Annotated in this window: 25 protein-coding genes and 2 pseudogenes; 16 read left to right on the forward strand and 11 right to left on the reverse strand. The window is 42.3% G+C overall.

Annotated features, from left to right (window positions below; translation table 11 throughout):
- Window positions 1–97: 97 nt before the first annotated feature.
- The 3 genes from hisA to V7K36_RS27020 form a co-directional block, all read right to left on the reverse strand.
- Window positions 98–871 carry a 1-(5-phosphoribosyl)-5-[(5-phosphoribosylamino)methylideneamino]imidazole-4-carboxamide isomerase gene (hisA, locus tag V7K36_RS27010; RefSeq protein ID WP_335120753.1) on the reverse strand — a complete coding sequence of 258 codons (774 nt, stop codon included), beginning with the start codon at window positions 869–871 and terminating at the stop codon, window positions 98–100.
- A gap of 168 nt (window positions 872–1,039) precedes the next feature.
- Window positions 1,040–1,339, reverse strand: a complete 300-nt coding sequence (locus V7K36_RS27015) for a DUF3593 domain-containing protein (RefSeq protein ID WP_335120754.1) — start codon at window positions 1,337–1,339, stop codon at window positions 1,040–1,042.
- Window positions 1,336–1,665, reverse strand: a complete 330-nt coding sequence (locus V7K36_RS27020; RefSeq protein ID WP_335120755.1) for a DUF2499 domain-containing protein — start codon at window positions 1,663–1,665, stop codon at window positions 1,336–1,338. Before V7K36_RS27020 ends, V7K36_RS27015 begins: the two co-directional genes overlap by 4 nt.
- Before the next feature lie 227 nt (window positions 1,666–1,892).
- On the opposite strand from V7K36_RS27020, the gene csaB reads away from it, so the two are divergent.
- The 4 genes from csaB to V7K36_RS27040 all read left to right on the forward strand — a co-directional run bounded on the left by csaB (window position 1,893) and on the right by V7K36_RS27040 (window position 5,590).
- Window positions 1,893–2,945 (forward strand): polysaccharide pyruvyl transferase CsaB, encoded by a 1,053-nt coding sequence (csaB, locus tag V7K36_RS27025; protein WP_335120756.1) that lies wholly within the window; start codon window positions 1,893–1,895, stop codon window positions 2,943–2,945.
- Between the two features lie 670 nt (window positions 2,946–3,615).
- Window positions 3,616–5,091, forward strand: a complete 1,476-nt coding sequence (locus tag V7K36_RS27030) for a glycosyltransferase family 87 protein (RefSeq protein ID WP_335120757.1) — start codon at window positions 3,616–3,618, stop codon at window positions 5,089–5,091.
- A gap of 42 nt (window positions 5,092–5,133) precedes the next feature.
- Window positions 5,134–5,277 carry a hypothetical protein gene (locus V7K36_RS27035; RefSeq protein WP_335120758.1) on the forward strand — a complete coding sequence of 48 codons (144 nt, stop codon included), beginning with the start codon at window positions 5,134–5,136 and terminating at the stop codon, window positions 5,275–5,277.
- Window positions 5,261–5,590: a retroviral-like aspartic protease family protein gene (locus V7K36_RS27040; RefSeq protein WP_335120759.1), complete on the forward strand. Its 330-nt coding sequence runs from the start codon at window positions 5,261–5,263 to the stop codon at window positions 5,588–5,590. The genes V7K36_RS27035 and V7K36_RS27040 overlap by 17 nt, the downstream gene beginning before the upstream one ends.
- A gap of 1 nt (window position 5,591) precedes the next feature.
- On the opposite strand, the gene pgeF is transcribed toward V7K36_RS27040, so the two are convergent.
- Complete coding sequence (pgeF, locus tag V7K36_RS27045; RefSeq protein ID WP_335120760.1) at window positions 5,592–6,377, reverse strand: peptidoglycan editing factor PgeF; 786 nt, start codon at window positions 6,375–6,377, stop codon at window positions 5,592–5,594.
- 78 nt (window positions 6,378–6,455) lie between these two features.
- Between pgeF and V7K36_RS27050 the strand changes: the two genes are divergently transcribed.
- Together V7K36_RS27050 and V7K36_RS27055 are read left to right on the forward strand one after the other, a co-directional pair.
- Window positions 6,456–7,274, forward strand: coding sequence for a biotin--[acetyl-CoA-carboxylase] ligase (locus V7K36_RS27050; protein ID WP_335120761.1), 819 nt, complete (start codon window positions 6,456–6,458; stop codon window positions 7,272–7,274).
- Window positions 7,275–7,364: 90 nt separating this feature from the next.
- Window positions 7,365–8,921, forward strand: a complete 1,557-nt coding sequence (locus V7K36_RS27055) for a M23 family metallopeptidase (protein ID WP_335120762.1) — start codon at window positions 7,365–7,367, stop codon at window positions 8,919–8,921.
- Window positions 8,922–9,027: 106 nt separating this feature from the next.
- Here V7K36_RS27055 and V7K36_RS27060 read toward each other — a convergent pair whose 3' ends face one another.
- A complete protein-coding gene (locus V7K36_RS27060; RefSeq protein ID WP_335120763.1) occupies window positions 9,028–9,708 on the reverse strand; it encodes a riboflavin synthase in 681 nt (226 codons plus the stop codon).
- A gap of 340 nt (window positions 9,709–10,048) precedes the next feature.
- Between V7K36_RS27060 and V7K36_RS27065 the strand changes: the two genes are divergently transcribed.
- The 4 genes from V7K36_RS27065 to V7K36_RS27080 all read left to right on the forward strand — a co-directional run bounded on the left by V7K36_RS27065 (window position 10,049) and on the right by V7K36_RS27080 (window position 14,760).
- Window positions 10,049–10,546 (forward strand): bifunctional nuclease family protein, encoded by a 498-nt coding sequence (locus V7K36_RS27065; protein WP_334830337.1) that lies wholly within the window; start codon window positions 10,049–10,051, stop codon window positions 10,544–10,546.
- 244 nt (window positions 10,547–10,790) lie between these two features.
- Window positions 10,791–11,921 (forward strand): aldo/keto reductase, encoded by a 1,131-nt coding sequence (locus V7K36_RS27070; protein WP_335120764.1) that lies wholly within the window; start codon window positions 10,791–10,793, stop codon window positions 11,919–11,921.
- A gap of 332 nt (window positions 11,922–12,253) precedes the next feature.
- Entirely contained in the window at window positions 12,254–13,957 is a 1,704-nt protein-coding gene (locus tag V7K36_RS27075) for an ABC transporter ATP-binding protein (RefSeq protein WP_335120766.1), read from the forward strand.
- Window positions 13,958–14,142: 185 nt separating this feature from the next.
- Entirely contained in the window at window positions 14,143–14,760 is a 618-nt protein-coding gene (locus tag V7K36_RS27080) for a Uma2 family endonuclease (RefSeq protein WP_335120767.1), read from the forward strand.
- Between the two features lie 61 nt (window positions 14,761–14,821).
- Here the strand turns inward: V7K36_RS27080 and V7K36_RS27085 are convergent, their stop codons facing one another.
- Window positions 14,822–15,052, reverse strand: a complete 231-nt coding sequence (locus V7K36_RS27085) for a type II toxin-antitoxin system HicB family antitoxin (protein ID WP_335120768.1) — start codon at window positions 15,050–15,052, stop codon at window positions 14,822–14,824.
- Window positions 15,053–15,197: 145 nt separating this feature from the next.
- Between V7K36_RS27085 and V7K36_RS27090 the strand changes: the two genes are divergently transcribed.
- On the forward strand, window positions 15,198–16,259 hold the full coding sequence (locus V7K36_RS27090) for a ParA family protein (RefSeq protein ID WP_335120769.1): 1,062 nt from the start codon (window positions 15,198–15,200) through the stop codon (window positions 16,257–16,259).
- A complete protein-coding gene (locus V7K36_RS27095) occupies window positions 16,243–16,974 on the forward strand; it encodes a HEPN domain-containing protein (protein WP_335120770.1) in 732 nt (243 codons plus the stop codon). The genes V7K36_RS27090 and V7K36_RS27095 overlap by 17 nt, the downstream gene beginning before the upstream one ends.
- Window positions 16,975–17,093: 119 nt before the next feature.
- On the opposite strand, the pseudogene V7K36_RS27100 reads toward V7K36_RS27095, so the two are convergent.
- A pseudogene (locus V7K36_RS27100) lies at window positions 17,094–17,332 on the reverse strand (type II toxin-antitoxin system HicB family antitoxin).
- A gap of 12 nt (window positions 17,333–17,344) precedes the next feature.
- Between V7K36_RS27100 and V7K36_RS27105 the strand changes: the two are divergent.
- Window positions 17,345–17,521, forward strand: a complete 177-nt coding sequence (locus V7K36_RS27105; RefSeq protein ID WP_335120771.1) for a hypothetical protein — start codon at window positions 17,345–17,347, stop codon at window positions 17,519–17,521.
- A 448-nt stretch (window positions 17,522–17,969) separates the two neighbouring features.
- Window positions 17,970–18,866 carry a 16S rRNA (cytosine(1402)-N(4))-methyltransferase RsmH gene (rsmH, locus tag V7K36_RS27110; RefSeq protein ID WP_335120772.1) on the forward strand — a complete coding sequence of 299 codons (897 nt, stop codon included), beginning with the start codon at window positions 17,970–17,972 and terminating at the stop codon, window positions 18,864–18,866.
- A gap of 17 nt (window positions 18,867–18,883) precedes the next feature.
- On the opposite strand, the gene V7K36_RS27115 is transcribed toward rsmH, so the two are convergent.
- From V7K36_RS27115 to V7K36_RS27125, 4 genes are all read right to left on the reverse strand, one after another.
- Window positions 18,884–19,108, reverse strand: a complete 225-nt coding sequence (locus V7K36_RS27115) for a DUF6887 family protein (RefSeq protein ID WP_335120773.1) — start codon at window positions 19,106–19,108, stop codon at window positions 18,884–18,886.
- Between the two features lies 1 nt (window position 19,109).
- A complete protein-coding gene (locus tag V7K36_RS34310; protein WP_442948518.1) occupies window positions 19,110–19,244 on the reverse strand; it encodes a DUF6888 family protein in 135 nt (44 codons plus the stop codon).
- 302 nt (window positions 19,245–19,546) lie between these two features.
- Window positions 19,547–20,077, reverse strand: a complete 531-nt coding sequence (locus V7K36_RS27120) for a hypothetical protein (RefSeq protein WP_335120774.1) — start codon at window positions 20,075–20,077, stop codon at window positions 19,547–19,549.
- Window positions 20,016–20,369, reverse strand: coding sequence for a PadR family transcriptional regulator (locus V7K36_RS27125; RefSeq protein WP_335120776.1), 354 nt, complete (start codon window positions 20,367–20,369; stop codon window positions 20,016–20,018). Before V7K36_RS27125 ends, V7K36_RS27120 begins: the two co-directional genes overlap by 62 nt.
- Before the next feature lie 299 nt (window positions 20,370–20,668).
- On the opposite strand from V7K36_RS27125, the pseudogene V7K36_RS27130 reads away from it, so the two are divergent.
- A pseudogene (locus V7K36_RS27130) lies at window positions 20,669–20,806 on the forward strand (MotA/TolQ/ExbB proton channel family protein); the annotation flags it as partial.
- Window positions 20,807–21,105: 299 nt separating this feature from the next.
- Complete coding sequence (locus tag V7K36_RS27135) at window positions 21,106–21,312, forward strand: glycogen debranching protein (protein WP_335091882.1); 207 nt, start codon at window positions 21,106–21,108, stop codon at window positions 21,310–21,312.
- Window positions 21,313–21,558: the final 246 nt, after the last annotated feature.

Raw genomic sequence — 21,558 nt, forward strand, 5'->3', positions numbered from 1 at the left:
ACGGCGATTTATCGCGTCTCTTGCCTTAACCGAACAGTACTGGAGCCACCCCTGTATTCGGAGTACCGAGGTGAATTATCACCAAAGACAGAAAATATCAAGCAAAGGTAGAAAAATCTAGATTCGGTGGAATATCCTGAATCCGCCCAGGCCCGATCGCTCGTAATGCTTCTTTGAGTAAAATACCCCCAGTATACAAGGCACGTCCGACAATCACACCAGTCACGCCTTGAGGTTCTAATGCCAACAAACTCAACAAGTCGGTGACAGAACTTACCCCGCCAGAGGCAATTATCGGGATGGAAATTGCTGCTGCAAGTTCTCGCAAAGCTTCCAAATTGGGGCCTGTAAGTGTCCCATCACGCTGGATATCTGTGTAAATTATGGCGGCTGCACCCAATTCTTGCATTTGTACAGCTAGTTGAGTTGCTAAAACTTCCGAGGTTTCCAACCAACCGCGAGTTGCTACAAGTCCGTTACGAGCATCAATACCGATGATAATTTGTTCGGGAAATTCTTCACACAGTTCTTGCACTAGCTGGGGTTGTTCGACGGCGATGGTACCGAGAATTGCCCACTGTACGCCCAGATTGAATACTTGTTGTACGCTGGCGCGATCGCGCAATCCTCCACCAATTTCAATGGGCACTGACACCGCATGTGCGATCGCTTCAATTGCCCCCAGGTTTACTACTTTACCTGCTTTGGCACCATCTAAATCAACTATATGCAATCTCGTAGCACCCTGATCTACCCACTGTTTGGCAACATCAGCAGGATTTTCGCTAAAAACTTGCGAGCGATCGTAGTCTCCTTGATACAGTCGTACACAGTGACCTTCTAGTAAATCAATCGCTGGAATTACGTCCATTTACCTTTTCCTCATAACTCAATGCAATCAAACACTATAGCGGTTTTGACCTCACTTCCATTCCTCTCTCCTAAAAGGAGAGAGGCTTTGAGCCTTACTCCCATTCTCTTGTAGGGAAGGGGTTGGGGATTAGGTCTGTATTGGACTCAACTGCTAGAGCTATATTTCCTATTTTTCATTTTTCATTTTTAATTGCCTTACAGCTTGCCCAAAACCCAGCACAAGCAAGATGTTAGAAAGCGTCAAAAATACTTCTGCACCACCGTGCAACCAATCCACATCTGCCAAAGACTTGCCATAATGCAATACAGCATAAATCCCCGCCGGGATGGTGACGGCAACAAAGACGAGAGTCCCATAAAATCCATACAGCGCTAAACGCGGCATTTGCGGACTGCGGCTGATAAACCACAAGAAACCCAAATATGGAAACAGTGAAAGTGCAAACAGGGTTTCTTTAGAAATCATTGCTCTAATTTGATAGGTTTTGGTTCAACTGGAGATTTCGTAGAACGCCAAATCAAAAACGCTGCTGCCCAAAGTGTAAAATTACCAATTAAGGTCATGGTAGCTTGAAGTGTTACCAGCCATTCCAGAGATTCGGCGTTGTCGAAATAATGCCAGGTACAAGCACACATGGCGCTGACTAAAGCTGGTAACATGGCCAGGGATAATCCCCACCAATTGCGGTTATTAGTGAGTTCGCCGTAAGTCCAGATTAACCAAATGGCGACAATCCATTCAATAACGCTAGAAATATGAATAATCCAGGTGGGAATCGATAGGGCGTGCATAAGAAAGTTAGGAGTTAGGAGTTAGGAGTCTTTTCTATCTTCCTCTGTTACGAAGTTTGAAAATAGAACTTGTGAATGAGTCTACTATCTGTATCAACGACAGATATTCTGTATAAAAAAGCTGATAATCTAAAATCGTTTGACTGAGCGACTTGTACCGACTTGTACTGAGCGGCGTCGAAGTAGCGAAGTCGAGGTAAGCCCAAGTCCAAAATCTAAAATCTAAAATGGTCAAGATGCGAGCGTTATTGTCTGGATATTACGGTAAAGGTAACGGTGGTGACGAAGCTTTGTTAGCGACGCTTTTGCAAATGTTACCATCTCATGTAACGCCTGTGGTGCTTTCTGGTAATCCAGAGTCAACGCGCGATCGCTACAATGTAGAAACCTCAGATCGCATGGCTCCCTTACCTGTACTTCAAGCTTTACGCTCTTGCGATGCTTTGATTTGGGGCGGCGGGAGTCTCATTCAAGATGTTACCAGTACTATCAGCCCATTTTATTATGGGGGACTGATGGCATTGGCGCAGAAAATGGGTTTGAAAACCATTGCTTGGGCGCAGGGCATTGGCCCCTTACTGCGTCCGCAAACTCGCTGGATGGCACGGCAAACCTTTGCTAATTGTACCAAAATTAGTGTCCGCGATCGCGCCAGTGCTGCTTTATTGTCTGATTGGCAAATTCCTTGTATTATAGCTCCTGACCCAGTTTGGGCGTTGGAATCGAAACCAGTACCAGGACTTTGGGATTTACCTGCGCCGAGAGTTGCGGTAACGTTGCGATCGCATCCCCAACTTACAGAAACACGTCTAGCAAACTTAACCCGTGCTATAGTTGACTTTCAAAAAGCTACGCAAGCATTTATTTTACTACTGCCGTTTCAAAAAAGTGAAGATTTAAGTATTGCCAAAGCTATTCAACCACATCTTAAAGATGTCAGCAAGATTTTATGTCTGGAAGATCCGCAACTTTTAAAAGGTGTGTTTCGCGGTGTCGAGATGGTAATTGGGATGCGTCTACACAGTTTGATTATGGCTGCTGCTGAAGGTTGTCGCTGCTTTGCTCTCAGTTATGACCCGAAAGTAAATCGGCTCATGGAAGATTTGGAAATGCCTGGGTGGGATTTGGCGAGTTTACCAGATGACCCCAATTTGATTAGTCTGACTTGGATGGAGCATTACGCCAATGGTGATCCTCTATCATCAGAGAAAATCCAATCTTTGGTGGATGGAGCTTTAATTCACCGCGAGTTATTGAGTCAAACTTTTTGTAATAATTAAGACAAAAACCCCAATAACTGGGCATATTGCACGCAACCGAGAACCGCTACAGGTAATCTTAGAGGATGTTTGAAAAGTATTATTGCTAACATCAAAACCTCAGAAACCTAACCCCCCGAACAAGCATTAGGGATCAGAATTAAATAACATACAATTTATGTCCTTGGCTTACTTCACCCTCAATCCCTCTCCTTATAAAGGAGAGGGAAGCTAAAGACAGGATGAAGTTTTGCATTTTATTTAATCCACGTTCCTTACCTACAAGGGAATGGGGGTTTCAAAGCCTCTTCCCCAAGCGGGGCTACGGTGTACACACAAGTCTTCAAATTACCCAAAAACCTCACACTGTCCTGACTTTAATCCCTTTCCTTACTAAGAAGAGGGACAGGTTTTGCGTAGCATAAACCAGGGTGAGGTTTTCTTGAGCTATTCGAGAAACCGTAAATTGTGTCTAGAGACACTTATGTGTACACCCTAGCCGAAGTGGAGAGAGGAATCCAAGCGGGCTTTTTGGTATACTCTACGACTTTTCAAACATCCTCTTATGGCGGTAAGAGACTAACTTTCAAAATTTCGTAAATTGATTATAAAAATACTTAAGTATCGTTTATAACGACTGCTTCCGCGATATTATTTACGATATACAGAAATAATTCTTGAGATCATTATAATGGTAAGCTTTGGCTTTTGGAACCTAATTATAGTAATTGTAGTTGCTTTAGTTCTCAAAAATAATTGGCGATTAGATGATGAGAAAGCAGCCTGGAAAAATTCTTTATTCTTAAAATCTTCTGTAATCCAACAGTTGATGCAATTTTTTCGTCAACCAATTGTTAACTTTCTCGTCCAAGCAGGTGTTGTATTAGTCGTTACAAGATTCCTCTGTTATACAGGTTGGTTAGTTTATTTCCTAAATCAACCAAATCCACCCTTATGGGATTTTAAGTGGTATTATGTGGCGAGTAAATTGGCTCATCAGCATTTGAGTCCATTTAATGTCGAGATATTTAATCAAAGTTTCTGTACCCTAACTAAGATATGTGGCTTTATTCCACCGTTTGTCTATCCACCTAATATTATTCCTCTCATCTGGTTTCTCGGTTATTTTTCGATTAACACTGCATTTACAATCTGGATTGTGATGCATATATTAGCAATTGGTTTGGCGTTATGGGGAGCGAATATCCTGCTGGAGTCGAAGTCACCAGCTTTCAGAACTATTTGCACAATCTCGGTTGCCTTGATTTATGGCTTAGTTCGCGATCTTCAAGTTAGTAATGTTGCCATTTTCATTGCAGTTCTGATCTTATGGATGTTTATCTTTGCTAGAAAACATCAGGATATTCCAGCAGGAGTTTGCTTGGGGCTTGCGCTTTGTAAACCAACATTAGCTGCATTATTCGTTTTGTATTTTCTACTGAAAAGACGGTTTTCTCTAGTTTTTATATCTGTTGTCACAGTTACTTCTCTAATATTTTTAGGTCTAGCCTTGACAGGCAATTCTTTGACACAATTCCTGTCGGATGCAGCTCGGGGATTTTCACTGTGGCTAAATGATCCATCAGTTAGCCCCTATATTTCGATTAGTCGCCTCGATTTGATAGTTGTGGGTCCGAGATTATTTCCCAATAACCCATTCGTTGCCAAGCTTTTGTCAGACTTAATTGTTCTAATGCTTGTTGGTTTGGTGGGTTGGTATTGGTATCTACAACAATCTCTCACAGGCTGGTCAAAAAAAATCTACTTAGCAGAAATGGTGCTAGTTTCTTGCTTGAGTATTGCCATCAACTATTCACAGGAAACTAGTTCTGTGATGTTAATACCTGCTGTTGTTTTTTTGCTAAATGATTTGCTGTATCAAATTAGGCATTGTACATTTTCTATGAAAAGAATGTCTGTTTGGTTAGCAGGAGTTTGCTCTCTTGCAATCCAAACAGCAGTTATTCATGGCTGGCTCATCGGTTCTCTAGCAAATCACTGGAATGTGAAAGCAGGGGAATTACCATACATTATGAAAGTAACTATCTTCGCTCTACCGAGTTATGCCATTTTAGCAATCACCGTAAGTATTTCAGTCTTAGCAATTAGTTCCCTGCGTCAAAAACAGGTGATGAAATTTGAACCTTTGAATCGGGTGTCAAATTAGAACATCAAGAGTCTTAAAGAATTTCCCAAAATTACACAGATTATGGTTGATATCAATCGTGCAAATTCTGCCAGCAATCAACTTATGGGTGCAGTTAGAGTCAAAGTCAAGCTCACCAATGCCATTGATGAAGCGCTTGTCAGCGGAGGAATGCTCAATCCAAATATGCTTGCTGCGGATTTATGAAACTGAAGCATTAGTAGACACTGGGGCAGTACGTACTGTACTACCTATGTCTATTGCCCTGGAACTTGGTCTAAGAATTCGAGGGCAGCAGATTGCTCAATACGCCAATGGTAATGAAGAATCTATAGGCGTGACTGAACCCGTAATTATTGAATTAGTAGGACGGGAAATTACCGAAGCCACATTAGTTACAGGTAATATAGTCCTGATTGGACAGACGGTTCTAGAAACGCTGGATTTACTGGTCGACTGTAGAAATCAGCGACTTCTCCCGAATCCTGAACATCCTAACTATCCTGTAATGAGAATATAGACTAGTGACTTATTTCGCCGCTAACAATTCCTGACCACTGAACTTTTTTCTCTTTCTCCCGACGGTAAGAAAAGAAATGCTCTGGAGTTTGAAAAGTACAATAAGGAGCGATCGCAATTTGTTCTGCACTAATCCCCATATTTTCCAGCTGTAAAATATTCACTCGCCGGACATCCAGCCGTACCTTTCCCGGATTAGGATCTTCCAGTAAGGGTGAATTTGGTAGCTCATGTAATGCAGTTATAATTTTTTGTTCTTCGTTATGTGGTATAATGCTAGCCCCGACTTCAGCCGCCACATTGATAGAGACTTGGTAAACCTCACCAGCGATCGCTGGTCCGATTGCAATGCGTAAATCATCGAGTTTGCTGCCTTGAGATTGTAACCGAGCGATCGCAAGAGGCACAATCTTTTTAGCAGTTCCCCGCCAACCTGCGTGTAATGCTGCCACCCGTCCGGTTTTCACATCCCCAATCAGCACAGGTGTACAATCTGCACTAGCTACCCAAACAGCTTGTAGAGGCTGTTCGCTCATTAAACCATCCGCCGATGCTAAATCCTCCCCATCAGTGCAAAAGATGCTGTCAATTTCTTTAGGGGTGAGAATAGTATTGCCATGAACCTGCTTTAAGCGATAGACTGATGCCTCTGGTTGCAATACTTCTGTGAGAACTTGTGGCGATCGCGGCCAAAACTGTTGGGTAAAGAAGCCGTGATGCCAATCTTCCAGAATACTACAAGTTAGATAGGGCAGTCCTTCCCAATTGCGCCAGTACCAAGTGTGCATCTTCAACCAAACCTAAACGGCAAATCACTCATCAGCCAATCAATGCTAACTTGAACAACGGAATTTGGGTTAACTGCTGTGGGATTTAATCTGCAAAACTTGGAAGCGGCGTTGAAAGCAGGGCGTAAGTATACACATATACCATTTTCTCTCCACTTTTTTGAAAGCGTCTCTTCAACTAACCAGACCCTCTGGGACTTACTCAACCAAGGGGCTATTTCAGGAACAGTAGTAATTGCAGCTGTGCAATCTGCTGGGCGGGGACAATGGGGACGTAAATGGATTTCTCCTGCTGGAGGATTATATGTTTCCGTGGGGATTTCTTTCGACCACAAAATAGAGGCTACTGACAGCTATCAGCTAACTTTTGCTACCGCTTGGGGAATTGCGTCTCAATTGCGCCAGCGCGGTGTAGATGTTGGGATAAAATGGCCCAATGATTTAGTTTTAAATGGCCGCAAACTAGGCGGCATTTTGACAGAAACCAAAGTAAACAAAGGACAAATTACGCAAGCAGTAATTGGTGTTGGTATTAACTGGACAAACCCAGTACCCGAAACTGGAATCAACCTGGAATCGTGGCAAGCTTCCCAAGATTTCACACCAATTTCTTGTCTGGAAATGCTCACCTCTACAGTCTTGCTGGGAATCGAATCCGGTATGGAGTGCCTTTGCCAAGAAGGAGTAAGCATACTCTTGTCTCGCTATCTAGATTTGCTTACAAATATGGGTGATAAAGTGTACGTTAATAATCTTTCAGGTACTGTAGTTGGGATGACATCTCAAGGAAATTTACGAGTTGATTTGGAAACAGATGATACAAAGGAACTAATTACACCGGAAATTTATATTCAACCCGGTACAATCAGTTTGGGATACCATAAATCTTCCGTTTAAATTTGAGGTTTGTTCAAAATTTAGCTCTTAGGGCAAGACAAACCACTAGCATCATCTCTTTAGGCTAATTACACACAACTGAGAGAACAAATGACGCAGCGCAATAATTCTGCCCATGATCGTTTGCATTACTTATGGCAGCGATGTCTGACAAAAAAACGCTTTGCCTCGACACTACCAGCTCAGAGCCTCTGCTGGCTGAGTAGCGTTAGCCTCCTCAGTGGCGGCTTCGTGTTTGCCCAAACGGAAACACAAATAGATAACATCGTTCCCACTGTTGAAAGTTCGCAGTCAACAGCAGTTACAAATCCAGTTAAAAAACAGGCTGTTGCGCCCGAAGCCGTGTCAGCACAACCGGAATTTTCCCAACGGCGAGCCAAACTCAGACAGAGATTAAGCAAGCCAGAGGTTGCTCAATCAAAAGAGCCAGTTAGGCAGTCTACACCCAAAATCGAAGCTGCCCAACCTGTTGTGATTATCAGACAGTCAAAGCCGAAAGTAGAAACCTCCCAGGTTACTCCTGCAAGAGTGAGACTGGAAAAACGCAATACCCCTGTCCGCTCTTTACCTGAAAAACTCCCAGAAGTTGCTCAACCAGCAAATAACTCGAACAGTACTGTCAGTGCAACGGCGGGGAAAACCAAGGATTATAATAACGCCTATATTGATCCTAATAATTATGACAGTGGTGCCACAGGTACTTATCAAGCACCAAATTCTGTAATTCTCACAGACCGTTCCAGTGGTTGTCGAGCCATTTTGCCATCAGGGCAAAGTGTATTAGGCGGCGTTTGCGCCAAAGTACCCCAAAGGAATGTTGCTGATTCTAATGGTAAACCAGCACCTAATTGGCTCAGAAGAAGTCAAAATGCACAGTTAGCAGTAGTTCCACCCGTGCGGCAGATTGCAACTACTGGCAAAACCAGCAGATGGCATCCTATTCAAAGTGGTTCTAGTGGTGACACCAAGAGCGCATATCGCCCGAATCGGTTTATCCCGAGTCCCGGCGAGTTCAGTCCCACAACAGTGAGTGCAACTCCCATCACGCCTAGTGGCGGTACTTTACCTCCACCAATGGCAGATGGCAACATTGCACCCCGCCCCAGCACCGTAGCTTACGACTTCTCACTGGCATCAGTATTGCCGCAAATCCCTTACACGGCGATAGTCGCCTCTAGCGGTACGGGAATGATGTATCCATTGTCTATTCCCGCTCCCATTACCTCGTTGTTTGGTTGGCGAATTCATCCAATCACAGGCGATCGCCGCTTCCATGCTGGTACAGACTTAGGTGCGCCTACGGGAACACCAGTTTTGGCAGCTGCTGCTGGTCAAGTGGAAACTGCTAACTGGGTGGGTGGTTATGGTTTAACCGTTATTCTGAATCACAAATCTGCTGAACAAACTCTCTATGGTCATATGTCAGAAATCCTTGTTCAACCCGGTCAGTGGGTACAACCTGGAACTGTTATCGGGCTAGTTGGTAGCACCGGGAACTCCACAGGCCCTCACCTGCACTTTGAAGTTCGCCACCTGACACAAGATGGGTGGGTTGCTACTGACTCAGGTGTGGAATTACAGTCCGCCCTCAGCCACTTAGTGCGAGGCTTACAAACTGCTCAGGTAAGCCAGCAACCAGGCAGCTAAGGAAAAGTTAGCAGTTAAGAGTGGGGAGTGAGGAGTTATGAGTTATTAATTTAAAACTCCTAACTCCTGTACAGACGCGATTAATCGCGTCTCCTAACTTTTTTAGTTAGAGATACCCATGTTCTGCTAAGAATGTGGGTGTAATCCCATCTATACTATTGTTATCAGGGGCTGGGGTGTGTGGGTTGCCAGAGTAAAGTAATTTTTCGACGTATTTGCCAAGAATATCACCTTCTAGATTCACCAAACTCCCAGGAACCAAATAGCGAAGATTTGTCTCGGCATAGGTGAGAGGAATTACCGCCACTTTGAATTGGGAGAGTTCTGGCTCATATGCGGCGACTGTGAGGCTGATGCCATTGACCGCTATACTACCTTTAGGGACAATGTACCGGGCGATCGCCTCGGATGCAATAAAGGTCATTTCCCAAGAACTAGCCGTTTGTTCTGCCACTAGCAATCGACCAATGCCGTCTACATGACCCATCACAAAATGACCACCAACTTTGCCGCCCACCCTTAGCGACGCTTCTAAATTGACATATCTCTGTTGGGTTTGCTCACCTCCCAACGTTGTGCGGCGTAGAGTTTCCGGTGAAGCAGTGGCAATAAACCCGTCTTTTAAAACTTTTTCCACTGTCAGGCAAACACCATCTACAGCAACACTGTCACCATAAGCCAAATCTTGCATAATTACTTCACCCGACTGGCTTACACAAGTAATTTGCCAAGAATCGCCCCCTAAGGGTTCCATCGTTCCTAATGCCTGGATTAATCCTGTAAACACGGCTTTTTTGTCAAACTAACTCTATTTATTACCTAATTTTGCCTGAAATCAATTGGTAATTGTCACAGAAATCTAGAATATCCAAGTATATTTTCTGACTTTTTTTAGTCTAGGAATATTAACACATTAGCATCCTTCACAAGGCATACTTGGGTAAGAAGGTTATTGTCTAAGAAGGCCAATTTGACTTACTCTGGTTTTCACCACAAGTTCGGAGTTTAATAGAAGCAATTATAGAGAACGAATGCTTATGTTTATTACTGTCGTCAAACCGCCCAATGAAGGGTGCTATTTATTACACAGCATCCAAGACTCTCAAAGGATTGTAGAGGCTTAGCCAATGATTGAAATGAAAGTCGCTGGCATAGCTTTAGATGCCATAACCCGCAGCCCGATCGTCCTTTTGAAAGATTCTTCAGATCGGCGGGCTTTGCCAATTTACATCGGTCAAGAACAGGCTAGGGCAATTATGGGGGCACTGGAGAATCAGAAGCCTCCTAGACCCTTAACCCACGACCTGATTGTGAATCTTCTAGAGACTTGGAATATGACTCTAGAAAAGGTGATCATTCATTCCCTGCAAAAGGATACATTTTATGCAGCTTTAATCGTCCAGCAAGGCGAAGTCAAAAAAGAAATTGACGCGCGTCCTAGTGATGCGATCGCTATTGCCCTGCGTACAAATACTCCCATCTGGGTAATGGAAGAAGTCGTTGCTGATGCCTCTATCCCTGTTGATCGCGATGCAGATGAAGCCGAACAGCAAGCCTTCCGTGAATTTATTTCCAATCTCCGTCCTGAAGATTTGATCAAGCGCTTTGGTAATGGCGACAGCTAAAAGAGTTATGAGTTAGGAGTTAGGAGTTATGAGTTATAGGAGTTACACAAAATTGTCTCAAAAACCTGATTTGTCGTAGCGATAATTCATGAATTACCGCTACTTCAGAACTTTTTTGCATAAGTCCTGAGTTATTTTGCTTCGACTCCTAACTCCTAAGCTAAAAAAGTTAGAAGTTAAGAGTTATGAATTACTTCCTTCAACTCCTAACTTCTAACTCCTAACTCCTAACTCTTTGTTAAAAATGCAATACCGACGCTTTGGGAAAACGAATCTGCGCCTCTCGGTTTTTTCCTTGGGAACAATGCGCTACTTGGCTTCTTTTGAAAATGCTCACCAGACCATCGAACAAGCCTTAGCGCTAGGAATTAATCATCTAGAAACCGCTAGAGGTTACGGCAAAAGTGAGGAGTATCTTGGTAGGGTGCTAAAAGCTGGGTTGTCAGTACCCCGAACGAGGCTTTATGTCACTAGCAAAATCTCAGCCACAGCAGATGCTGACACCATGCGTCGGTGCATCGACGAGTCGCTAGAACGATTACAACTAGATTATTTAGATTGCTTAGGGGTTCATGGTTTGAACACTTGGCAACATTTGGAATTGGTGCAAGCCAAAAATGGCTGTATGCAAGCTGTGGAGGAAGCTGTTGCTGATGGCCGAGTGCGACACGTTGGTTTTTCCACCCACGGGCCATTAGAGGTAATTCAGGCTGCAATTAATACAGATTTGTTTGAATTTGTCAATCTGCATTATTACTATTTTTTTCAACGGCACGCACCAGCGATTCAACTAGCTGCCGAAAAAGACATGGGGATTTTTATTATTTCCCCTGCTGATAAGGGAGGACGTCTCTACACGCCACCCCAAACCCTAAAAGACCTATGTCAGCCGTATTCACCCTTAGAATTGAGCTATCGATTTTTACTTGCTGATCACCGTATTAATACTTTGAGTATAGGGCCAGCAAACCCAGATGAATTAAAGGAACCTTTACGAGTCGCTGACGATGATGGAGAGTTAACATCAGCAGAAATTTCCGCTTTCCAGCAATTAGAAAATCACCAAAAAGTTGCTTTGGGAACTGACAAATGTAGCCAGTGTTATGCTTGTTTGCCCTGTCCAGAAAATATCAATATTCCAGAGGTATTGCGGTTACGTAATCTCGCAGTCGCATACGACATGAAAGACTATGGGCAATATCGTTATGGAATGTTTGAAAATGCTGGTCACTGGTTCCCTGGCATGAAAGGCAACCGATGTACAGAATGTGGTGACTGTTTGCCTCGGTGTCCAGAAAAATTAGATATTCCAGCTTTATTGGAAGATACTCATGAAAGATTAAATGGGAAAGTAGGTAGGAGATTGTGGGCATAAAAATGCAAACAGAATTCAGAAGTCAGGAGTCAGAATTCAGGAGTCAGAATTCTGAATATCCGTTAACCTAAGCATGGGAGTCACCACCGAGTTGCATACTCGTCATTCTAGGTGCTGAGTTCTGAGTTCTTTTTTGGTAAAATTAATAAAGATTAATAGAGTTAGGAAGATCCGCTGAATCTGGGGTATCTCGCGGCAAGAAAGATGAAAATTAAAAAAAAAGAAATATCCTACGCCAATCACTGACGGTTTTCCGCTACAGTGGACGGGCTGTAAACTTAGTATGGACTACTAGCCGATCGCTTACTATTCTTCTGGCTAGTTTAACTTTAATGGGTGGTGTTTTACCGGCGGCGATATCTTACATCGGTAAGTTAATTGTTGATGCGGTGGTATTTGCCTCTCAAGTTAATTCAGACAGCAATGGTTTCGTCAATATTTATCCCTCTCTATTTTATGTAGGATTAGAAGCGATCGCTGTAATTTTACTAGCAGGCAGTCAGCGTGGACTGATCATCTGTCAGTCGTTATTGCGGGCGCTAATGGGTCAGCGTGTGAATGTACTCATCTTAGAAAAGGCGCTGAAACTGGATCTTAGGCAGTTTGAAGACTCAGAATTTTATGACAAATTGACCAATGCACGACGAGAAGCATCAGTTCGTCCCCTTTCCTTAGTAAACCGCACCTTTGGGTTAGTGCAAAATGCTCTTTCCCTTGTCACCTACGGTATTTTGCTAGTAAATTTCTCAGTTTGGGCGGTGGTAATGCTGATTGTGGCAGCTATGCCCGTATTTATTGCGGAAACGAAATTTGCTGGGGAAGGTTTTCGCTTGTTTAGTTGGCGTGCGCCAGAAACCCGCCAACAGAACTACTTAGAAAATCTGCTAGCGAGAGAAGATTTTGTCACAGAAGTCAAACTCTACCAGCTGGGAGAGATGCTGCTAGAACGTTACCGCAACCTGTTCGATCAACTCTATGGCGAAGACCGCGATTTGACTCTACGACGAGGATTGTGGGGCTATCTCCTAAGTTTAGTCAGTACTGGTGCTTTTTACCTAGCTTATGCTTGGATTGTGCTGGAAACAGTGCTAGGTAAGATTTCCTTGGGAGATATGACACTGTATCTGACTGTGTTTCGTCAAGGACAGTCTACTTTTTCCAATGCCCTCACCTCTATTGGAGGGATGTATGAAGACAACCTATATCTATCAAATCTCTACGATTTCCTCGAAGAGGAAGTACCAAAGTCTTGGGGTAAGGCAACCATTGGTTTAAATCCCCAAGATGGTATCCGTTTTCAGAACGTATCATTTACTTATCCAGGAAGTTCCAAACCAGCATTGAGAAACATTTCGCTACATTTGAAACCCAGAGAGAAACTGGCAATTGTGGGTGAAAACGGTTCTGGTAAGACTACCTTAATCAAACTACTTACCCGACTCTATACCCCAGACTCTGGGCGAATTTTCTTAGATGGCTTGGATTTGCAGGAATGGGATGTGGATGTGCTGCGGCGGCGCATTGGTGTGATTTTTCAGAACTTTGTCCGCTATCAATTCACTGTGGGGGAGAATATTGGCGTGGGCGATGTAGAACATCTCGAAAACAAAACCCGTTGGCAAACTGCTGCCCAAAAAGGTATGGCCCAATCTTTTATTGACCAATTACCCCACAACTTCCAGACTCAACTTGGTCGTTGGTTTAAGGGAGGACAGGAACTTTCGGGGGGACAGTGGCAGAAAATTGCTCTGTCTCGTGCTTTTATGCGATCGCAAGCAGATATCTTGGTATTAGATGAACCAACGTCAGCAATAGATGCCCAAGCTGAGTTTGAGATTTTCAATCATTTTCGCACTATTACTCAAAATCAGATGGTACTTTTGATTTCCCATCGCTTTTCGACAGTACGAATGGCTGACAAAATCGTAGTAATAGAAAACGGGGAAGTTATAGAACAGGGAACTCACGAAGAATTGTTACAGCTAGGAGGACGTTATGCCAAGTTGTTTCTGTTACAAGCAGCTGGTTATCAATAGGAAATAGGATTAGGAGTTGCTTTTGAATTGAGATAGCGATGCCTACGGCGGGCTGCGCCTACGCTCACCTTGTAGAAAGCACATAAAACCTCTATCTAACCTGTTTACCCGTTCGGTAAACATGGATAAAATATCTTTAGTGCCTAGACGCCCCGTATCGTTAAACATTGTTACCGGATAAAACTATGCAAATAACACAAAAGCGATACTATACTCCAGAGGAATATTTAGAGCTAGAAGAAGCTGCTGAGTACAAAAGTGAATACATTGACGGGCAAATAATTCCTATGGCGGGTGGAACAGCGAATCACAATCGTATAGCTGGTAATTTTTATGCTGTGTTAAACTTCGCATTCAGACAACAAGAGTACGAAGTGTTTAATAGCGATATGCGTCTGTGGATAAACCAAAATCGTATCTACACGTATCCAGATGTGACAGTAATAGCCGGTGAACCAGAATTTTTCAACAACCGTACAGATATTATTACAAATCCCCAAGTTATTGTTGAGGTTTTGTCTAAATCTACTAAAAACTACGATCGCGAGGATAAATTTCAGGCTTACCGAACTATTTCTACTTTCCAAGAATATTTATTAATTGACCAAACTCGGATTCATGTAGATCAATTTTCCAAAATTGGAAAAAAGCAATGGACGCTTCGTGAATATGACGAAGAAGACCAAGCGATCGCACTTGTAACCGTACCATTTGAGATTTCCCTACAAGATTTATATAACAAGGTGAAGTTTGAGCCTGTTGAGTCGGAAGGGGAAAGTGCTGATGTTGAGGAATTGGGGTAAGGTGCGTAGGCGTAGCCCATCGGAGATATCGCTTTACTTGTGCAGAGTATCTTAAAAAGATTTAAGCCACTTTTAACGGTTTCTGAGGAAAAGTAATTGGCTCTGGCAAAGGTTTTTCTTGCTCTCCATACCATTCAATCAGAGATTCAATTACTTCTTGCCCATGTTTAGCGGCTTCTTCATAACTCTTACCATGAGTGTGGAATTGCTGCCAAGAGAATTCCGGTAATTGTACTAAGTAGCAATTATCCTCATCTGACCATTGAATTACCATACTATAGCGATCGCTCATTATTCTTCCTCTATTTCGCCTAGTTGCTTCAAAACACGATTGACTTGCTGTTCTGTAAGCTTTTTAGAAGCTATACTTAAGTTAGACAGGTTCTGAAATGATACCTGTATTCAAAAGATTTCAGAAGTATCAAAAGCAAAATAAGATGGTTCACAAGATTGCCTTGTTCAATCACAAAGGTGGTGTCAGTAAGACCACAACGACTTTTAACTTAGGTTGGATGCTTGCTTCAAAGGGTAAGAGAGTTATCCTTGTAGATACTGATCCTCAATGTAATCTAACAGGAATAGCTCTAAAAGAAGAAACTGAAGATGACGAAGCAAGAATAGAAAACATCTACAACACACATTCAAATATCAAAACTGGCTTGGCTCCTGCTTTTGAGTCACAGCCACGGGCTATTGAAGCTGTAGATTGTATTCCGATAGAAGGACAAGAAGGTTTATTTTTATTACCTGGTCATGTTGGCTTTGCTGAATACGAAGTAACATTAGGTATCGCACAGGAACTCAGTGGCTCAATTCAGACACTCAAAAACTTGCCAGGTGCTATTTCTGATCTTTTAGAAAAAACTGCTAATAAATTTAATGCTGACTATATTCTGATTGATATGAGTCCAAGTTTAGGAGCAATCAATCAGAACTTACTGATGACAAGTGACTTTTTCTTAGTACCTACAACGGCTGATTTTTTCTCTGTTATGGCAATTGATTCTTTGTCTAGAATTTTATCAAAGTGGTGTAGTTGGGCAAGGATGGCAAGCGTAAACCCTATATTAAAAGAAGCTACTTATCCATTTCCAGAATTTAACTTGAATTTTTTAGGAATTATAGTTCAGAACTATAGAATTATTAGGGGTAAAGAAACAGCAGCATTTCAAACATGGATAGAAAAAATTGAGGATGCAGTATTTGATAAACTAGTACCAATTCTAGATAAAAATAATCTGTTATTACCTAAAGCAGTCTATACTGAACTGGGTATGAATGGTAGTTGTACTCTGACAAAAATTTCTAATTTTAACAGTTTAATTGCTCTATCACAGGAACACAGTACACCTGTTTATGCGCTGACAACGGAACAATTAAGACAAACTGGTATAGTACGCGAGAATAATCAAAGAAAGCAAGAGGAATTTAAAACAACTTTTTCTGATTTAGCAGATAAAATTATTGCACTCTCATCAAGTTATGCAATCAGCGCTTGACCAATTTCGCATTAGTATTCAGCGTGTTCGGGATCTGATTGCTCTTCATACTTCTGTTAAAGCTCAAGCTACTGCTGCTCTGGATCTTTCAGACATTTTACGAGCTGCCCTAGTTTTAACTGTTAGTGCCTTGGATTATTACATCCATGAGGTTGTCACATTGGGTATGCTGGAAATTCATCGAGGACAACGTGCTGAACCAGCATCTTCAGCCTTTTCCAGTTTTAAAGTTTCCTTGGGAAGCGCTTGTGAGGATAGAAGAATAGCTATAGATATCGCCTCTTGGATAGAGAGTGATATCCAGCAGGTTTATGGAGCTAACTTTTTACAGCAGTCTTATACTATTTCTGGTTTAATTCCAGCTATATCAAATAGTATTTTGAATAGATTAAACAATAATTCATGGTTAGAAGATGAGATTCGAGAACGTCTAAGTTATCAAAGCTTTCAGCAGCCTGATAAAATAGCTGATGCAATTAGGCAAATTTTGGATAAAAAATTGTGGGATGAGGTTGCTAGTAAAATGAGTAAACCTCCTAAAAATATTAAGCAACAACTTACTTTAATTGTGGATCGCAGAAACAAAATTGCTCATGAAGCAGATATAGATCCCACCCTCAACATAGGTAATCGCTGGGATATCGACGAATCAATGGTTGGTGATACAGTAGATTTTATTGGGCAGGTTGTAGAAAGTATTCATCAAATTTTGTAGCCTTGCGTGGATTAATGGTAGATATTGTTAACTAACTAATTGAGCAAGATAGGTAAGCAATCGTTGTGGAGAGATGAAAACTGCGATCGCTTTACTTGTACAAAGCATCTAAAAAAGATTTAAGCAACTTTTAAAGGTTTTTGAGGAAAAGTTATTGGCTCTGGCAAAGGTTTTCCTTGCTCTCCATACCATTAATCAGAGACTCAATCACTTCCTGTCCATTTTTAGCGGCTTCTTCATAAGTCTTACCATGAGTGGGGAATTGCTGCCAAGAGAATTTCGGTAAGTGTACTAAGTAGCAATTATCCTCATCTGACCATTGGATTACTATACTGTAGGCATAATGATTGTTGTCTATTAAGCTGAGAGGATGTTTGAAAAGTCTAAATTAATACCAGTGCCGGCGATTAGAAATCGCACGCCAGTTGCTCATGGGGGAAACCCCCAAGACCGCACTGGCTTGGCTACACGAGACTTTACCCACCGACCTGGGTTAAAAATACTTGATTTTCTCTTAGTCCACGGAGGAAGACGAAAGTTTGTGTAGTAGCGTTTGCGTCAGCGTGCCGGAGGCTCTATTCTGTTCGCCCAATACTTTTCAAACATCCTCTGAGGAAGCGATCGCTTAATTTATCTCACTTGACAAAGGCGATGCCGAATAGCCCGCACTTCTTTACCAGACGCTGCGCGTAGCTTGCTTCCCCGTAGGGGTACGACAAAGCTCTGTTACCACCGCAGGCATCGCCTGTTTTTGCTAAAGTGAGGGTGTTAAAACTGCTTATACTAATACCAGTCATTAACTCTTTGTTGTCTCCGGCTCGCAAAATTATGTTGAATCCCTAAATCGTGAATCTTCCTACTTTATTTTCTCTGCGTCCTCTACGCCTTTGTAGTTCGTTAAAAAAGTGAATTATTACAAATCAGATAATTAAATTTATAGCAGCAAGAATAAGAAATTAGTCTATCCCATTTCTTCATCAAAAATAAAATTAAAGATGAAATCAGATTCACAAATACCGCTAGATTTAGAAGAACTAGCTTTTTCCCATATTCCCGTTTTGGGGCGAGAAGTAATTGAGGGTTTAGCGGTGCGTCCAGGCGGGCATTATTTAGATGTGACGGTAGGTGGTGGTGGTCATAGTCGCCTGATCTTAGAAGCTGCGGCGGATGTGCGGGTAACGGCTGTTGACCAAGATGAAGATGCTTTAGCAGCAGCGCAGAAGAACTTAGCTGAATATAGCGATCGCATACAATTTATTCATAGTAACTTTGCTGCCTACGAGTTTACCCCTAACACTTTCGACGGTATTATCGCTGATTTGGGGGTGAGTTCTTACCATTTAGATCAGCCAGAACGGGGTTTCAGCTTTCGCCAAGCCGCAAATTTGGATATGCGAATGGATCGAGGGCGATCGCTAACTGCTGCCGATGTGATTAATAATTGGGATGAAGCGGATTTAGCAGATATTTTCTTTAAGTACGGTGAAGAACGATTATCGCGGCGCATTGCTAGACGCATTGTTGAACGTCGTCCGTTGCACACGACTACAGAATTGGCGGAAGCAATCGCTTCTTCAGTTCCCCCGAAATACCGTTATGGTAGAATTCATCCCGCTACCCGTGTTTTTCAGGCTCTGCGAATTGTCGTCAACGACGAGTTAAAATCCCTAGAAACCTTTCTAGATAAAGCCCCAAATGCCCTTGTCCCTGGTGGCAGAATTGTGATTATCAGTTTTCACAGTTTGGAAGATCGCCCGGTGAAGCATGGTTTAAGAAATTTACCTTTGTTAAAAGTCTTGACAAAAAAGCCGATTATTGCACAAGAAGAGGAAATTCAGAGGAATCCGCGATCGCGATCGGCCAAGTTGAGGATAGCCCAAAAGCTGCTGTAACTGCAATGAATGCAACGTTAAACTGCTCCATCTCGTGGCTCAGAACTGCTGCGAATACGCTCAATGAACTTAGGATAATTTTCTAAATCCTGTTCTGACTGTAACGGTGGCATTTCAATCCAATTACCTTCAACATGCAGCTTATCCACATAAGCGTAGAAGGCTTGCTGATCTTCCCGATGAGCAACAACGTAATCATGTAACTCTTTCTGACTCATTGCATGAAAATTAGGCTTGCTCATCCTATATATCTCCATTTACCATTAGGGATATCTCTATAATATTTTCCTCACCTGCCAAGAAGAATAGATTTTTTGTGCGTTCATCTATACGAACGATATTAATAGGCAAGTAAAGCTTAATAAACCAGCAGCACAATATATAGCACTGTGTTTTTTGTTCTGGTGTAGGAATAATCTGAACTCCTTAATATTTGTTAAAGTTACTGCTAAAAAGAAATTCTCAATAACCTGTGATGCACCGCGATGGACATCTCCAAGAGATCAAAATAGATAAAAGGGAAATGGCGTAGTGGTATAGCGGTTCTCGGTTGAGTGAGGTACAAGAACCCCACCCCCAACCCCCTCCCCGCAAGCGAAGAGGGGGTGATGATGTACCTCATGTGATTAGGAAACGCTATAAATTACTTTACGCCATCCTTGAGAATGTATTTTTCTCTACTAGCTCTTGACTTTACCTAGTGAAAAGAAATCTGACAGCCTTATTTTTAAAGCAGAAATTACCAGGATGACAGTTTTCAAAACATTATTAAGATTAACCTGCCAACGGGGATAGTCTTTGTGCAGCATCTCCCTATTGACTTGGTACAAATCCCCTAGCCATTCTTCACGTCGTTCTGGGGGGAAGAGGTAAGCAATTGGGGAAGCTATCCACCTACTAGCCCAAGTTTCAGCAGGATCAGATTTTTTATACTTGCGTAATCTTTTCTTTAACTTAGAGAGCTTCTCTAGATTTTCTACTGAGTCTTCTAAATCGTTCACCACTTTCTGAACTATCAACTCTTCCACAACTTTGATAATTTCCTCTGATTTTAAAGATGTTATGGCCTCCAGGTGTTGTGTCTTGAGTTGAATTTCTTTTATAGTAAATTCCCAATCGTTATCTTCAATTTCTGTGCCTGCTGTTTCACTAACCAGGCTGCCAAGTAAGTAGGTTAGAGCGGAAAGACTGGACGGCTTCGAGAGTCGCAACGCCGCTACCTGTAAGTTTGTAATAGCGTCGTCTTGCTCCACCTCGTTCTTCACGCCCTTCATCTCCCCAACGGGATTCGACAAGCCCTTTCTTTTCCAGAGAATGGAGAACAGGGTAAAGGGTGCCAATCCCCATCTTAGTGTTACCGCCGCTAGCCTCTTCCATAGCCTGCGGAATTTGCAGACCATAGAGTTCTTTGTTGTAGAGTGCGAGCAATACAATTTCTTCTCGTGGTGAAACTTGGGCATTGGTTGAGCCTTTATTAAGTATTTCTTTGGCGTTTATGTGCATCGACTTTTACCTTTTTAGAACAGTTACTTAGATACTTCTCGTTGTTACGACCCCTGTTATAGGGCAACGAGCCTACTCACTGTTACGACTCCTGTAAAGGAGCAGCGAGACTTTTATCTTAAATTCAGTATATCTTATAAATTTGATAATCGCTATTAAACATCTATGCAGCTTTGGCAAGCCGTACTTGCCGCTAACACTTTAAAACTTGCAGAGCAATTCCTTTTGGGAAATGATATCAACTTCGCTCAAACAACGATCTGTTAACCTAGCGTTGTTGAAGAGTTAAAAAAGAGTAGATGGAAATTAGCAATCTGTTTACAGCAGGTGGCGTGGTCATCTGGACTCTGCTGGGGTTCTCCTTGTTAGCGGTGGCGCTGATTATCGAACGTATCAGCTTTTGGGCAAGGATAAATAATCGCCAAAACAAGGAGGTGCTAAGTAAGTGGGTCAAATTAAATATAAAACCTCACCCTGCCTCCGGCTTCCCTCTCCTTGGTAAGGAGAGGTTTTATCTTATATTTAATTGTGCCTCCCTACTTACAGCTTTATCGCCTTGATAATGTAATTAGTGCTGTGCCTAGCAGATGAAGCGGAACTGGGTAATGTAAATTAGTAATCGATAATTGGGATTAGTTCACTACTTGTTACTGATTTTGCTCTCTAATTTTCGACTCTAATAATATTCTAAAATGACGAATAGCTTTTTTCGCTAAAGTGTTTGAGGGAATACTCCATGACTATTTGGGTAAATGAGCAAATTGATCCGTCTGGGATGATTCATGCCTGTATTGCCTGTTGTAATGAATCTCAAGCTAAAGATTGTCATGATTCCTTTGAGAATAATTTGACCGAGACGCAAAAGGCAGCAGGTTGGATAGCACGATTGCGGACAGTCGATTCTTGGGATGAAGTGCCAGTGAATTCTTTAAAACTCAATTAATTCGGGTCATTTTTTGGGATTTTGATCGACCAAATTTCAGGAGCGTAGGCGTAGCCCGCCATAGGCATCGCTTGTCTAGCACACGCTGCATCTATGCCAACGCCTACAGCGAGCGATCGCCGCAAATCCCATTAGAACAGGTTAATAAAGGATAAAATTCGGATTAAAATTATCAAATTATTAACAACTGCTTCTAAAGAAAGTGACATATTAGAGAAAATTGATGATTTTTTGGAACTTTTAAGA

The sequence above is a fragment of the Nostoc sp. genome, from assembly GCF_036919555.1.
GTDB lineage: Bacteria > Cyanobacteriota > Cyanobacteriia > Cyanobacteriales > Nostocaceae > Nostoc.

What these genes read in the sequence shown, in the direction of transcription:
- hisA (WP_335120753.1), bottom strand. Translation starts at nt 871, where the DNA reads ATGGACGTAATTCCAGCGATTGATTTACTAGAAGGTCACTGTGTACGA.
- V7K36_RS27015 (WP_335120754.1), bottom strand. Translation starts at nt 1,339, where the DNA reads ATGATTTCTAAAGAAACCCTGTTTGCACTTTCACTGTTTCCATATTTG.
- V7K36_RS27020 (WP_335120755.1), bottom strand. Translation starts at nt 1,665, where the DNA reads ATGCACGCCCTATCGATTCCCACCTGGATTATTCATATTTCTAGCGTT.
- csaB (WP_335120756.1), top strand. Translation starts at nt 1,893, where the DNA reads ATGGTCAAGATGCGAGCGTTATTGTCTGGATATTACGGTAAAGGTAAC.
- V7K36_RS27030 (WP_335120757.1), top strand. Translation starts at nt 3,616, where the DNA reads ATGGTAAGCTTTGGCTTTTGGAACCTAATTATAGTAATTGTAGTTGCT.
- V7K36_RS27035 (WP_335120758.1), top strand. Translation starts at nt 5,134, where the DNA reads ATGGTTGATATCAATCGTGCAAATTCTGCCAGCAATCAACTTATGGGT.
- pgeF (WP_335120760.1), bottom strand. Translation starts at nt 6,377, where the DNA reads ATGCACACTTGGTACTGGCGCAATTGGGAAGGACTGCCCTATCTAACT.
- V7K36_RS27055 (WP_335120762.1), top strand. Translation starts at nt 7,365, where the DNA reads ATGACGCAGCGCAATAATTCTGCCCATGATCGTTTGCATTACTTATGG.
- V7K36_RS27065 (WP_334830337.1), top strand. Translation starts at nt 10,049, where the DNA reads ATGATTGAAATGAAAGTCGCTGGCATAGCTTTAGATGCCATAACCCGC.
- V7K36_RS27070 (WP_335120764.1), top strand. Translation starts at nt 10,791, where the DNA reads ATGCAATACCGACGCTTTGGGAAAACGAATCTGCGCCTCTCGGTTTTT.
- V7K36_RS27075 (WP_335120766.1), top strand. Translation starts at nt 12,254, where the DNA reads ATGGGTGGTGTTTTACCGGCGGCGATATCTTACATCGGTAAGTTAATT.
- V7K36_RS27080 (WP_335120767.1), top strand. Translation starts at nt 14,143, where the DNA reads ATGCAAATAACACAAAAGCGATACTATACTCCAGAGGAATATTTAGAG.
- V7K36_RS27085 (WP_335120768.1), bottom strand. Translation starts at nt 15,052, where the DNA reads ATGAGCGATCGCTATAGTATGGTAATTCAATGGTCAGATGAGGATAAT.
- V7K36_RS27090 (WP_335120769.1), top strand. Translation starts at nt 15,198, where the DNA reads ATGGTTCACAAGATTGCCTTGTTCAATCACAAAGGTGGTGTCAGTAAG.
- V7K36_RS27095 (WP_335120770.1), top strand. Translation starts at nt 16,243, where the DNA reads ATGCAATCAGCGCTTGACCAATTTCGCATTAGTATTCAGCGTGTTCGG.
- V7K36_RS27105 (WP_335120771.1), top strand. Translation starts at nt 17,345, where the DNA reads ATGTTTGAAAAGTCTAAATTAATACCAGTGCCGGCGATTAGAAATCGC.
- rsmH (WP_335120772.1), top strand. Translation starts at nt 17,970, where the DNA reads ATGAAATCAGATTCACAAATACCGCTAGATTTAGAAGAACTAGCTTTT.
- V7K36_RS27115 (WP_335120773.1), bottom strand. Translation starts at nt 19,108, where the DNA reads ATGAGCAAGCCTAATTTTCATGCAATGAGTCAGAAAGAGTTACATGAT.
- V7K36_RS27125 (WP_335120776.1), bottom strand. Translation starts at nt 20,369, where the DNA reads ATGCACATAAACGCCAAAGAAATACTTAATAAAGGCTCAACCAATGCC.
- V7K36_RS27135 (WP_335091882.1), top strand. Translation starts at nt 21,106, where the DNA reads ATGACTATTTGGGTAAATGAGCAAATTGATCCGTCTGGGATGATTCAT.